The sequence below is a fragment of the Desulfosalsimonas sp. genome (assembly GCF_055149105.1).
This window is the reverse complement of sequence record NZ_JBSRLA010000046.1, coordinates 18,858-32,214: the sequence shown is the minus strand read 5'-3', so window position 1 is coordinate 32,214 and position 13,357 is coordinate 18,858. Positions and strand designations below refer to the sequence as shown.

Annotated in this window: 11 protein-coding genes and 1 tRNA gene; 11 read left to right on the top strand and 1 reads right to left on the bottom strand. The window is 55.0% G+C overall.

Annotated elements, in window-relative coordinates; all coding sequences use genetic code 11:
* The first annotated feature begins 546 nt into the window (after positions 1 to 546).
* The 3 genes from ACTCIA_RS11710 to ACTCIA_RS11700 all read left to right on the top strand — a co-directional run bounded on the left by ACTCIA_RS11710 (position 547) and on the right by ACTCIA_RS11700 (position 3,901).
* A tRNA-Leu gene (locus tag ACTCIA_RS11710) sits at positions 547 to 635 on the top strand.
* A gap of 38 nt (positions 636 to 673) precedes the next feature.
* Positions 674 to 2,029, top strand: coding sequence for a UDP-glucose dehydrogenase family protein (locus ACTCIA_RS11705; RefSeq protein ID WP_463002004.1), 1,356 nt, complete (start codon positions 674 to 676; stop codon positions 2,027 to 2,029).
* Positions 2,030 to 2,047: 18 nt separating this feature from the next.
* The gene (locus ACTCIA_RS11700; protein ID WP_463002003.1) at positions 2,048 to 3,901 is read left to right on the top strand and encodes an ATP-dependent helicase; all 1,854 of its coding nucleotides are present in this window, start codon (positions 2,048 to 2,050) and stop codon (positions 3,899 to 3,901) included.
* 12 nt (positions 3,902 to 3,913) lie between these two features.
* On the opposite strand, the gene ACTCIA_RS11695 is transcribed toward ACTCIA_RS11700, so the two are convergent.
* A complete protein-coding gene (locus ACTCIA_RS11695; protein ID WP_463002002.1) occupies positions 3,914 to 4,357 on the bottom strand; it encodes a hypothetical protein in 444 nt (147 codons plus the stop codon).
* Positions 4,358 to 4,602: 245 nt separating this feature from the next.
* Here ACTCIA_RS11695 and eno point away from each other — a divergent pair, with 245 nt between their 5' ends.
* The 8 genes from eno (at position 4,603) to ACTCIA_RS11655 (ending at position 13,317) form a co-directional block, all read left to right on the top strand.
* The gene (gene eno / locus ACTCIA_RS11690; RefSeq protein ID WP_463002001.1) at positions 4,603 to 5,877 is read left to right on the top strand and encodes a phosphopyruvate hydratase; all 1,275 of its coding nucleotides are present in this window, start codon (positions 4,603 to 4,605) and stop codon (positions 5,875 to 5,877) included.
* A gap of 6 nt (positions 5,878 to 5,883) precedes the next feature.
* Positions 5,884 to 6,810, top strand: a complete 927-nt coding sequence (locus tag ACTCIA_RS11685; RefSeq protein ID WP_463002000.1) for a LolA family protein — start codon at positions 5,884 to 5,886, stop codon at positions 6,808 to 6,810.
* A gap of 189 nt (positions 6,811 to 6,999) precedes the next feature.
* Positions 7,000 to 8,646, top strand: a complete 1,647-nt coding sequence (locus ACTCIA_RS11680; RefSeq protein ID WP_463001999.1) for a CTP synthase — start codon at positions 7,000 to 7,002, stop codon at positions 8,644 to 8,646.
* A 42-nt stretch (positions 8,647 to 8,688) separates the two neighbouring features.
* Complete coding sequence (locus tag ACTCIA_RS11675) at positions 8,689 to 9,639, top strand: S66 peptidase family protein (RefSeq protein WP_463001998.1); 951 nt, start codon at positions 8,689 to 8,691, stop codon at positions 9,637 to 9,639.
* Positions 9,636 to 10,718 carry a serine hydrolase domain-containing protein gene (locus ACTCIA_RS11670; protein WP_463001997.1) on the top strand — a complete coding sequence of 361 codons (1,083 nt, stop codon included), beginning with the start codon at positions 9,636 to 9,638 and terminating at the stop codon, positions 10,716 to 10,718. Before ACTCIA_RS11675 ends, ACTCIA_RS11670 begins: the two co-directional genes overlap by 4 nt.
* A gap of 202 nt (positions 10,719 to 10,920) precedes the next feature.
* The gene (locus tag ACTCIA_RS11665) at positions 10,921 to 11,958 is read left to right on the top strand and encodes a rod shape-determining protein (protein WP_269750886.1); all 1,038 of its coding nucleotides are present in this window, start codon (positions 10,921 to 10,923) and stop codon (positions 11,956 to 11,958) included.
* A 4-nt stretch (positions 11,959 to 11,962) separates the two neighbouring features.
* Positions 11,963 to 12,802, top strand: a complete 840-nt coding sequence (gene mreC / locus ACTCIA_RS11660; RefSeq protein ID WP_463001996.1) for a rod shape-determining protein MreC — start codon at positions 11,963 to 11,965, stop codon at positions 12,800 to 12,802.
* Positions 12,799 to 13,317: a hypothetical protein gene (locus ACTCIA_RS11655; protein WP_463001995.1), complete on the top strand. Its 519-nt coding sequence runs from the start codon at positions 12,799 to 12,801 to the stop codon at positions 13,315 to 13,317. The genes mreC and ACTCIA_RS11655 overlap by 4 nt, the downstream gene beginning before the upstream one ends.
* Positions 13,318 to 13,357: the final 40 nt, after the last annotated feature.

Genomic DNA, 13,357 nt, shown 5'->3' with positions numbered 1-13,357 from the left:
GCCTGTCGGCCTCAAACAGTTTGAAATTTTTTAGCTCCGGCATTTGCTGAATTTTTCCGTAAACGCTCAATGTCGCTTACAAACCGACCCCGCCCTTGGGCTTCCTTGGAAGTTCAATATCTGCGTTACGCGCAATTTCTCAGAATTTCACGTACGGCTAAGTACGCTGCATTCTTCGAAATTGCGCAAGCCTTGATCTTGAACTTATTACGGCACCATCTGAAATCAGACTTTTTACGGTGCCATCAAAAGTTTCTCATTCAAATATTAACCATGCCGCAGCCGGTTAACAAAAAACAATGAACACCCGTCACCCGTCACCCGTCACCTGTCACCCGTCACCTGTCACTTGTCACCTGTCACTTGTCACCCGTCACCCGTCACCATCTTGCGGGTTGACTTTATCAGGTCCGGGTGCTAAAAAAATCTCCAAATTCAATGTTTCGATTTGGTTTTATGGTTTCCGGGTTTGCATATATTCTTATATACCTCTTCTGCAAAACAACCCCCTAAAACCATTCAAGAACCTCGCAAATGCAATTCCGTGCCTGGGTGGCGGAACAGGTAGACGCAAGGGACTTAAAATCCCTTGGGGCATAGTCCCCGTACGAGTTCGATTCTCGTCCCAGGCACCATTCAAGGCATAACATCTCAGGACAGAAGGACCGAACACATGAATGTATGTATCGTGGGAACCGGATACGTTGGGCTCGTGACAGCCGCCTGTCTGGCTGAAACCGGAAACCATGTCTTTTGCGTGGATATCAACGACGGGATCATCCAGAGGCTGAAAAAAGGCGATGTCCATATCTTCGAACCCGGGCTGGAAGAACTGGTCCAGCGCAACCTGGCAGAAGAGCGCCTGGTGTTTACCACGTCGCTCAAAGAGGCCATGGCCCACGCCAGCCTGATTTTTTCCTGCGTGGGCACCCCGCCCATGGAAGACGGATCCTGTGATCTTTCCGCTGTCTACCGGGTGGCCGGGCAGGTGGGCGATAACATGGAAGACCATAAAATCGTGGTCAACAAGTCCACGGTGCCCGTGGGCACGGCCGACCGGGTCCGGGAAATCATTTCAGAGCGGCTGGCTGTCCGGGGTGTTTCCCTTGATTTTGACGTGGTCTCCAATCCCGAGTTTTTAAAGGAAGGCGATGCGGTCAGCGACTTTATGAAGCCCGACCGGATCATTATCGGCACGGACAATCCGGAAGTGGCGCAATTGATGGAAAATCTCTATGAACCCTATGCCAGAAGCCGTGACAAACTCATCCTCATGAGCCCGAAAAGCGCGGAGATGACCAAGTACGCGGCCAACTGCATGCTCGCTGCCAAGATTTCGTTTATCAATGAAATCGCTAATATCTGCGAGAAAGTGGGCGCGGATGTGCGCGATGTGCGCGCGGGGATCGGCTCGGATCACCGCATCGGCTATCATTTCATCTATCCCGGGGTGGGGTACGGGGGGTCATGTTTTCCAAAGGATGTCAGGGCACTGATTCATACAGCCGCGGATCTGGGCTATGTGCCCGAAGTGCTCAGCGCGGTGGACAATGTCAACAACCGCCAGAGACAGATGGTGGCGCGCAAGGTTCAAAGCTTTTTTGAATCCGCCGGCGGGGTTTCCGGCAGGGTCCTGGCGGTCTGGGGCCTGTCGTTTAAGGCCAATACCGATGACATCCGGCATTCACCGGCAATCGATATTGTCAGCGAACTGAGCCGGGCGGGCATGCAGATCCGGGCCTTTGACCCGGCGGCCGGGGGCAATGCCAGGCAAATGTTTGCCGGCAACGATAATGTCTCTGTGGGAGACAAGCAGTATGAAATCCTTGACGGGGCCGACGCCCTGGCCGTGCTCACCGACTGGCACCAGTTCCGGACTCCGGATTTTTCCGGCATTGAAAAGCGCCTGAACCGACCGGTGATCTTTGACGCCAGAAATCTTTACAGCACCGATCTCATTGTCCGGCATAACTTTACCTGCATCCGCACCGGCCGGCCCGATATCATTGCCGGGCCTGGCATAGACTGAAAAAGGAATGGCATTTTAATGGAGCTCTCTGATCAGCAGAAAGCCGCTGTAACCCATATCGGCCCGGCACTGGTGGTGGCCGGGGCCGGATCCGGCAAGACGCGCACCCTGACCGCCAAGGTGGCCCATCTCATTGATCTGGATTACCGCCCGGAGCGAATCCTGGCCATCACGTTCACCAACAAGGCGGCCGATGAAATGAAGCGCCGGCTTACAGAGCTTACCGGACTGGCCGTGGAGCGGTTTCCCTGGGTGCGCACCTATCATTCCGCATGTTTCCGAATTCTGAGGGAACACTGTCGCCTGCTGGGCTATGAGCCCCCGCTTCAGATTTACTCCGATTACCAGCAGCAAAAACTCATCAAGGACCTGATGATCCGTTTTGACATGGACCGGAAGAACTTTTATGCCGTGCGTGCAGCGCTTTCCAGCGCCAAAAACTCCGGCAGCCCGGATGTCTACATGGACGCGCATCCCAGAATCGGCCCCGTGCGGTTAAGGGATCTGTTTTCCGCCTATGAAGACGAGCTAAAAGCCAGAAACGCAGTGGATTTTGACAATATCCTGCTCAAGGCCAGGGATCTGCTTCGGGATCATGACGGGGTACGCGAGGATTACCGGGCTTATTTTTCCTATATTCTTGTGGATGAATACCAGGACACAAACAATCTCCAGGCTGAACTCACGCGACTGCTTCTGGGCAACGGCAATCTTTTCTGCGTGGGAGACGACTGGCAGGCCATATACGGTTTCCGGGGCAGCAACGTGGACCATTTCCTGGGATTTGAGCGCTCCTACCAGGGGGCCAGCATTTTTCGGCTGGAGCAGAACTACAGGTCTGCTGACGAGATCGTCAAAACCGCCAACGGGCTGATCCGCTTTAACCGCGACAGGATGGACAAATCCTGTTTTTCCGAGCAAAACGGCGGGTCTGTGGCCATCCATGAATTTTTCAGCGACGAGGAGGAAGCCGGCTGGGTGGCGGACAAGATTGAAATGCTGCACCGATCGGGCATCGCCTATGACAAAATGGCCGTGCTGTACCGCACCAAGTTCTGCTCCCTTCCCTTTGAGCAGGCTTTTCGTTTTGCCGGCATTCCCTATCGCATGCTCGGCGACAAGGGTTTTTTTGAAAGAAAGGAAATCCTGGATATCAATTGCTATCTCACCGCAGCCGTGTTTCCAAAGGATGACGCGGCATTTGAGCGGGTGTTAAATACCCCCAAGCGGGGCATCGGCCCGAAAATGGTCGAAAAGTTAAACGCCTGCCGCCCCCCGGGCGGCAGCCTGCAGGATGCCGTGACCCGGGCGGTTTCCGGAAAAATTCTGTCGTCCAAAATCCATGCGGGCCTGACGTCTTTGATCCAGCTGCTCAAAGACATCGAACCCATGGCCCCGGATGCGGCCATACGCAAGGTCATGGACCGGGTTGATTATGAGACCTATTTGAATCAGCAGTCAAAGACAGCAGATGAATTCACCACGCGCATGGAAAACATTGAACAGCTTGTCTATGCCGCCTCCACCTACGAGACCCTCCTGGATTACCTGGAGGAAGCCGCCCTGGTCCGGGAGGACAAGGAAGAGGCCGACAGCGATGAAGGCGGGGTGAGCATGGCCACCATTCATGCCAGCAAGGGCCTGGAGTTTCACGTGGTCTTTGTGGTGGGATGCGACGAAAACCTGCTGCCCCACTGGAAGTCCCGGGAGTCCGAGGCTGAGCTCCAGGAGGAGCGGCGGCTCATGTATGTGGCCATGACCCGGGCGGAAAAGTTTTTGTTTTTAACCACTGCCGATTACCGCAAGGGACAGTACAGCCCGGCCAGCCGGTTTATCGCCGAGGTGGCCGAGTGTCTGCAGCACCAGGCGTAAACAGGGCCTGGATCAGTCGTTGCCCCGGGTCTCCGGGCTTTGGTTTTTTAGCTGGTTTTTTAGCTGGGTTTTTAACCGGCGCTCGATTTGTTCATGCTTTTTTTTCCGCTTGTCGGCCTGGCGGGTGCGCAGTTCATCCAGGGTTTTGCGTTCAGCCTGCTTTTGTTTGCGGAATTTTTCCAGTTCCGCGGAAAGCGCTGTTTCTTCGGCCTGATCGGAAAGATTTTCAATCCGGCGGTGGTCGCTGATAAAGATCCGGGTTTCCCCGGATTTTTCAAGCGTTTCAATGATGCCCGCAGACTCGGCTTTGCGGCACAACCGGCCGGCTTCCTCGGTGGATATGGATAGCAGCTCTGCGATCTGTTCAAGGGCGGGCGGGCGCTGGTGCCGGTATTCCAGGACACGGACGGCGGCCACCAGCAGGTGGGCTTCCTTGTACGGGCTGTTGACGTTCATGATGGGTTTCCTTGTTCTTATATTTGGATAACTATAAATAATAACTATATATTTTTATTTCGCTGCCGCGCCCTGGGGTTCAAGTGCTTGACACGGTAGTGTTCAAATCGTATCATGCCTGGCATTTGAGTCAAGGGGGACGCGATTTTGCATGAAAACCGCAAAAGGGCCGGTCTGTGCGCAATGCGCAAAAAAAGACCGGCTTTGACGGTTCGTGCTGTTTGACAACCATTGGAGGATATTCCATGACGGCAATAATTGATGTACGGGCAAGAGAGATACTCGACTCCCGGGGCAACCCGACCGTGGAGGTGGATTTGGAACTTGAAAGCGGCGGCCTGGGGCGTGCTGCCGTGCCCTCCGGGGCTTCCACCGGCTCCCGGGAGGCCCTTGAACTTCGGGACAATGATGCGGGCCGATATGCGGGCAAGGGGGTTCAGCAGGCGGTGGAAAACGTCAATACCCGCATTGCGCCGGCAATCCTGGGAATGGATGCCGCAGATCAGCACCAGCTTGATGCCGCGTTAATCGAACTCGACGGCACGGAAAACAAGTCGGCATTGGGGGCCAACGCCATCCTGGGCGTTTCCATGGCCGCTGCCCGGGCGGGTGCGGATGCTTATGCAATGCCGCTTTACCGGTATCTTGGAGGGCTCAATGCCCGCTATATGCCGCTTCCCATGATGAATATCGTCAACGGGGGCGCCCATGCGGCAAACAGTCTGGATATCCAGGAATTCATGATCATTCCCGTGGGCGCCGATTCTGTTTCCCAGGCCGTGCGCATGGGTGCCGAGACTTTCCACAGCCTCAAATCCCTGCTCAAAAAACGCGGCTTGGTCACCGCGGTGGGAGACGAAGGCGGGTTTGCCCCGGATCTGGAATCCAACGAGGCGGCATTGAAAATCATTATCGAGGCCATTGAAGCGGCCGGATACCGTCCCGGAAAAGACATCGGCCTGGCCCTGGATGCGGCTGCCACGGAGTTTTACCAGGACGGGGCCTATTTTCTGGAATCTGAAAACCGGCGGCTGTCTGCAGCAGAACTCATTGATTATTATTCCGATTTGATTGATCGATATCCCATTTTTTCCATCGAAGATGGCCTGGCTGAGCAGGACTGGGACAACTGGGCGGTCATGACCGACAAACTGGGCCGCCGGGTTCAGCTCGTGGGCGATGATGTGTTTGTCACCAATCCGTCCATATTCGCCCAGGGTATTGAAAAGGGGGTTTGCAATTCCATTCTGATCAAGCTCAACCAGATCGGCACGGTCTCCGAAACCCTGGAAGCCATCGACATGGCGCGGACAAACGGCTATACTACGGTGATTTCCCATCGCTCCGGGGAAACAGAGGATCATTTTATCGCCGATCTCGTGGTGGCTGTGGCCGGCGGACAGATCAAGACCGGTTCCATGTCCAGAAGCGACCGGGTGGCAAAGTACAACCAACTTTTGCGCATTGAAGAACAGCTTGGGCAAAGCGCGCAAATGGCCCTGAACCCGTTTATGGTATAGCCGATAATGCTGCGGTCTGCTGTGATATTTTCCCTGGCCTGCCTTCTGGCGGCCGCTGTTTGCACAGCAGCGTCGGGCTATGTCCTGCCGGCGCCGTTTGTGGCCGGGCAGATGCAAAAACATTTGAACCTGCCCGATCAGATGGAAATCACCCAGCAGCTTCATGTGTATCCCGATGAAGCCGACGGCAAAAGCCAGGGTGCTGAAAGGCTTGGGAAAACCAGTGCGGATCCTGAAAAAGTTTCAGACCCGGAAGCCTCCGGGCCGGCCAGTTTTTCCCAAACCGTTCGCTACAGCAGGCCCGGGGCCTATCGATCCGATATCAACGCCCCGGATTTCAGTCAGATTTATATCGAATCATCCGGATCACAGCTTTTTGTCCTTGACGGCAAGATCCTCGAGGACAGCCGGCAGTGGTATGCCTGTTACAAGGACCTTTTCATGTTTTCATCCCGGCCTCCGCTGGTACGGCACCTGGAGCAGCTCGGGGTTGACATGAACATTTCCAGCCTGGGCCGGCTCAACAAAAAAACCGTCTACGTGGCCGGCGCCGGATATCCCGACCTGAGCCGCGCCCAGGTGTGGTTTGACAAAAACACGTTTCTGCCCGTGCGCTGGATCGTGGCCCCGGCCAAAAAGACAGGGCAGCAGCCGGCATTTGAAATTCGCTATCTTGACTGGCAGCGGTTTGACGACCGCATCCGCTATCCCGGAAAAATCGAATTTTATGAAAACGGCCGTCTTGCCCGGGCCGTGACCGTGGAAAAACTGGACCGGATTTCGGGAGTACCGGCATCTGATTTTGACATCAGCACCGTGCGCAAAAAATATCAATCCGCCTCAGAAGTTCCGGAGAACAGGGGCGGGGCCGCAGAAGAAGTCCGCCGGCAGATCGAGGAATTCAAAAAAATATATGAAACCCCAACCCAATGATGGCACCGTAAAAAGTCTGATTTCAGATGGCGCCGTAAAAAGTTCAGGATCAAGGCCTGCGCAATTTCGAAGAATGCAGCGTACTTAGCCGTACGTGAAATTCTGAAAAATTGCGCGTAACGCAGATATTGGACTTTTTACGGCGCCATCAACCCAATAAAATGCACGCTTTGTTATAGAGGTAAACCCATGGCAGGCAAATCCAAATTTATTTTTGTAACCGGCGGGGTTCTTTCATCCCTGGGCAAGGGGCTGGCTTCAGCCTCCATAGGGGCGTTGCTCGAATGCCGGGGGCTGACAATCTCCCTGGTGAAGCTCGATCCCTATATCAACGTGGATCCCGGCACCATGAACCCGTTTCAGCACGGCGAGGTGTTTGTCACCGACGACGGTGCGGAAACCGACCTGGACCTGGGCCATTATGAACGGTTTGTCAATGTGCGGCTGGGCCGGGACAACAATTTCACCACCGGCAAGATCTATGACTCGGTGATCAGCAAGGAGCGCCGCGGCGATTACCTGGGCGGCACGGTTCAGGTGATTCCCCATATCACCGATGAGATCAAGGCCAGCATCTGGCAGGCGGCCAAGGGCGCTGATATCGTGATTGTGGAAATCGGCGGGACCATCGGCGATATTGAAAGCCTCCCCTTTCTCGAAGCCATCCGGCAGTTTAAATTCGACGCCGGAAAAGACAATGTGCTCTACATCCACCTGACTTATATCCCATATATTGCCGCAGCAGGCGAGCTCAAGACCAAGCCTACTCAGCACAGCGTCAAGGAACTGCGCAGCATCGGCATTCAGCCGGATGTCCTCATGTGCCGCACTGACCGGTACCTGTCTCCGGATATCAAGGCCAAAGTCGCCCTGTTTTGCAATGTGAGCCAGGATGCTGTGGTCACGGCCAAGGACGTGGACTGCATTTACGAATGCCCCCTGGTGTTTAACAAGGAGGGGCTGGATTCCAAGATTCTGGAGTTGCTCAATATCTGGACAGGGTCACCAAGGCTTGAGCAATGGGAAAACATGGTGGACCGCTACAAGTCGCCCTCAAAGCGTGTTACCATTGCGGTGGTTGGTAAATACACGGATCTGACGGAATCCTACAAGAGTTTGAACGAGGCCCTGTATCACGGCGGAATCGCCAATGAAGCCAGAGTGGAGCTGGAATTCATCGATTCCGGAACCCTGACTCCGGACAATTGCGCCCGGGCCCTGGCCGGGGCTCAGGGAATTTTGGTGCCCGGCGGGTTCGGCTCCAGGGGGGTGGAGGGAAAGATCTGTGCCATCGGATATGCAAGAAAGCAGGGAATTCCCTATTTTGGCATCTGTCTGGGAATGCAGCTGGCGGTTGTCGAGTTTGCCCGCAACGTGGCCGGGATTGAAAAGGCGCACAGCTCCGAGTTTGATCCCGAGACCCCGGCACCGGTGATCTATTTGATGAAGGAATGGTTTGATGAGCGCACCCAGACCCTCCAGCAGCGGGATGTGAACTCGGAAAAAGGCGGTACCATGCGCCTGGGCGCCTACCCCTGCCGTCTGGCAAAAGACAGCCTGGCATACCAGGCCTACAGCACGGAAGAGATCTCCGAACGTCACCGGCATCGCTATGAATTCAACCTGGATTACAAACAGCCCCTTGAAGAAAACGGACTGGTGTTCAGCGGTTTTTCGCCCAAAGGGGACCTTGTGGAGATCGTGGAGCTAAAGGATCGCCCCTGGTTTCTGGGATGCCAGTTTCACCCGGAATTCAAGTCCCGTCCCATGGCGGCCCATCCCTTGTTTTCCCGGTTTATTGCCGCTGCCCTTGGCTACCTGCCGGATTCGCAATAGCGCACAGGTGCCCCTGGCCGCCTTTTGTCAAGGAAGTATGCCATGACCCATTGCAGAGACATTCCGGCCTGCACCAGGCCTGCTCCTCTGCAGGCCGGCGACCGCGTGGGGGTTGTGGCTCCGGCCAGCCCCTTTGACAGGGACCGTTTTTTGCAGGGGCTGGAAGTGCTCCGGGATATGGGCTTTGATCCGGTGTGGTCGGACAGACTTTTTTTAAAAAACGGGTATTATGCCGGCAGCCGCCGACAGCGGGCCGATGATTTGCAGGCGTTTTTCGCCGCCTCTGACATTCGTGCTGTCTGGTGTGTGCGGGGCGGCTACGGTTCCCTGGGCATACTTGAATGCCTTGACTACCCGCTTATTGAAAAGCATCCCAAAATTTTTGTTGGCTGCAGCGACATTACCAACCTGCTGGTGACCATCAGCCGCAGATGCTGCATGCCCACTTTTCACGGTCCCATGGTCGTGTCTCTGGCGGATGCGGACAAGCCCACCATAGAGGGAATCGCAAGGGCGCTGACCGGCTTTGGAGCAGTTAAGATAAGGGCGGAGAACGGATGTATGATCCGTCCGGGCAAAGCCGCAGGCTGTGTGCTTGGCGGCAACCTGTCCACCTTTTGCCACCTGCTGGCCACACCCTATTTTCCGGATCTGACCGGCTGCATCCTGTTTGTGGAAGACACCGGGGAAAAGCCCTACCGTATTGACCGGATGCTGACCCAGATGCGCATGGCCGGCTGCTTTGATCATCTGGCGGGCGTTGCTGCGGGATCCTTTACCAACTGCGGCTCCAAGGCGCAAATCCACCGGGTTTTCGCAGATGTTTTTGACGGTTTTGCCTTTCCCGTGGTATGCGGGTTTCCCGCAGGTCACGGACGGCCCAACATGGTTCTGCCAATGGGCATTGCCGCAAGTCTTGACAGTGACACCATGACCCTGACTTACTCCGAACCTGCGGTTGCCGCCCCCTGCCGGGACTCAGGCCTGTCATGAGACAAGTGGATGCCCTGATGCAGGAGGCCGTTGACACCGGGGTGTTTCCGGGTGCCGTGGCCCTGGTTGCCAGAAAAAATGAAATTGTTTATCACAAGGCATTTGGCTGCCTTGACCCTTTTAAAAAAGGATTGGCGCACCGGGACACGGTTTATGATCTTGCCTCTTTGACAAAGCCCTTGGCCACCGCAGCAGCAGCCATGCATCTTTCAGATCAGGGGATGCTGGATTTGAATGACCGGCTGGGCGCGCTGTTGCCCGGGCTGGACCAATCGGATAAGGCCGGTATTTCCGTTGAAAATCTTCTTTGCCACAATGCCGGCCTGGCGGCCTGGCGGCCTTATTTCCGGGAGTTAGATTTTCTGCCGGCGGACCGGCGGAAAAAGCGGCTGCATCAATTGCTGGCAAAAGAGCCTTTGGTCTGTCTGCCGGGACGCAAAACTCTCTACAGTGACGTGGGGTTTCTGCTTCTGCAATGGGTGCTGGAAAAAGTGGCGGATACAAGCCTGGATGCCTATGTTTCAGAAAATTTGTATCTGCCCTTAAATATTTCGGATCTTTTTTTTCTTCCGGATTATGGGAAAACCCCATCTGTGCCGGTAGACAGGGAGTTTGCCGCCAGCGGGGTGGATGAAAACAACAGGGCCGTCTATGGCCGGGTAAATGATGAAAATGCCCGGGCCATGGGCGGGGTGGCCGGCCATGCCGGGCTGTTTGGCACGGCGGCCGCGGTGTTTGAGTTTCTTTGGCACCTGTTGGAGATTCGTTCCGGGACAGTGGAAAAGGGGCTTTTTTCCCGGGCCGCGGTGGAGCGGTTTTTGACAGTACCGCCGGGTGCCGCTCGGACCCCGGGATTTGACGTGCCGGAAAAGCAAAATTCCAGCAGCGGCCGGTTTTTTCATAGAAATACGAGCGCGGGGCATCTCGGCTATACCGGCACTTCGTTCTGGGTTGAACTGCATCGTCAAATCATGGTGATTTTGCTGAGCAACCGGGTTTGCACGGATCCGGGAAGCCTGAAAATCAAAGATTTTCGTCCCCGGTTCCACGATGCTGTCCTGAATTGTCTGAAAACCTGAGATGTCTGCGGTCTTTATGGTATTTTCTGCTTGTCATTCAGCCGGACAACTGTTAATAATCCTAACGCAATTGTCAAATTGCAAATAATTGCAAACAAACGCAGATGAAACGACCGGGCCGGCGTCCATCCATTTCAATACCTGTTTTACAACTTCAGCCCTGTTTTTTTGTTTTCGTCAAATATCGTAAGGAGGCACGGACTTGTTCTGGGATTCGTTGTTTGGTGTTTTTTCCAATGATCTGGCCATTGATCTGGGCACGGCCAACACCCTGGTTTACGTCAAGGGCAAGGGCATCGTGTTAAGCGAACCTTCTGTGGTGGCAGTACGAACCGATAATCGTGCCAAAAGCAAGGTGCTGGCCGTTGGCCTGGAGGCCAAGAATATGCTCGGCCGCACCCCGGGAAACATTGTGGCCATCCGGCCCATGCATGACGGCGTGATCGCCGACTTTGACGTTACAGAAGCCATGCTCCGGCATTTCATCCACAAGGTCCACAACCGCAGAACCTTTGTCCGGCCCAGAATTGTCATTGCCGTGCCCACGGGCATCACCCCGGTGGAAAAACGGGCGGTGCGCGAGGCTGCTGAATCCGCCGGCGCCCGTGAGGTCTTTTTGATTGAGGAACCCATGGCCGCAGCCATTGGCGCCGGCATGCCCATCACTGAGCCCACCTGTAACATGGTTGTGGATATCGGCGGCGGCACCACGGAAGTGGCCGTGATTTCCCTTGCCGGTATTGTCTACAGCCGTTCCATCCGGGTGGCCGGCGACAAGATGGATGCCGCCATCACACAGTACGTCAAGCGAAAATACAATCTGCTCATCGGCGAAAGAAGCGCCGAGATCATCAAAACCACCATCGGAAACGCTTATCCGGATTCAGAGAACTACGAAACCATCGAGGTCAAGGGCCGGGACCTGGTATCCGGGATTCCCAAGATTCTGGCCATTGATTCAGAAGAAATCCGGGTTGCCATTGCCGAGCAGATTGACGCAATTGTGGAGACAACCAAAATTGCCCTGGAACAGACCCCTCCGGAACTGGCCGCAGATATTGTGGACCGGGGCATCGTGCTCACAGGCGGCGGAGCGCTGCTCAAAAACCTGGACAAGCTGCTTCGCGAGGAAACCGGGCTGCCCATTACGGTTACGGACGATCCCCTGTCCACAGTGGCCATGGGTTCCGGCAAGACCTTAAACAGCATTGAAATTCTACGACAGGTGGTCATCGACTGATTTCATGTTTCCCAAAAAGACGATGGTGGCAGCCGGGGCGATCATCCTGATCGTTTTAAACGGCATTGTGTTTTCCTTTAATTATATCCGCAAGTCTTCCTTTCAGGCGGCGGCCGTTGAAACCGCGCTTTTTTTTGTCTCTCCGGTACAGGAAATCGTCACCGGTATGATTGATACCGGCGAGGGTATCTGGCACCAGTACTTTTACATGGTGGATGCCGCCCGTGAGAACCAGAAGCTTCGCAGGGACCTGGCCCGGGCCAGGCAGCGCATCCACGAGCTTACGGAAATGGAAAAGACCAATGAGCGGCTAAAACGCCTGGTGGATTTCAATGCCGGCTCAGCGCTTGAAATGCAGGCTGCTGAAGTGGTGGCAAAGGATCCGAGCCCCTGGTATCATACCGTGATCATCAACAAGGGGCGGGCTCATGGCGTAAAAAGGGCAAACCCAGTGGTGGTGCCAGACGGGGTTGTGGGTCAGGTAATCGATCTGTCCGAGCGATATGCCAAGGTGTTGCTGATTATCGACCGCAACAGCGCTGTGGATGCACTGGTGCAAAGAACCCGGGCCCGGGGGGTGAGCATTGGCAGTGCCGACCAGGGGTGCCGGTTTGAGTTCGTGCTGCGCAAACAGGATATCGAGGTGGGCGATCAGATCATTACCTCTGGCCTCGACGGCATCTATCCCAAGGGACTGCGCCTGGGATGGGTATCCAAGGTGATTCGTCGAAATTCAGGCATCTTCCAGGAAATCCAGATTACTCCCAACGTGAATTTTCATAAACTTGAGGAGGTGCTGGTGGTGCTCGACCCCCCTGAAATCGACGAAGTTCTGGATCAATGATGCGCTATCTGATCTCGCTGATGGTGATCATCGGGCTGATCGTTGTCGAGACCAGTATTTTGCCGTATCTGCCGGAAATATTGCGGTTTTATGATTTTCTCGTGGCTTTTGCCGTTTACATGAGTCTGTATCAATCCTTTGCCACCGGCATTCCTGTTATGGTGATTGCCGGCCTGGCAATGGACATGCTTTCCGGTGCGCCGCCGGGGATATATCTGGCTTCCTATCTGTGGGTGTTTCTGGTTTTTCGTCATGTGCCCGGCTGGGTCAGAATTGGTGATCATACCCTTTTTTTCTTTTTGTCCATCATTGGCGTTGGTGTACAGAATCTGTTTTTCGGGGTTGCGGCCTGGTCTGTTTCCCGTGTTCCGTTTTTCACCGGTGACACCGGGGTAATTGTTATGCTGCAGTTGTTCTGGACCCTGGTCACGGCACCCTTTCTGTGGCTTTTGTTTCATTTTTTGTTTTCCGATACCCATCAGGCATCCGGTACCGGGGAAGCCGAGGGCAGATAGCCGCGGGACCGGTTTTTACGGAAGCCCTGATTTTGTCACA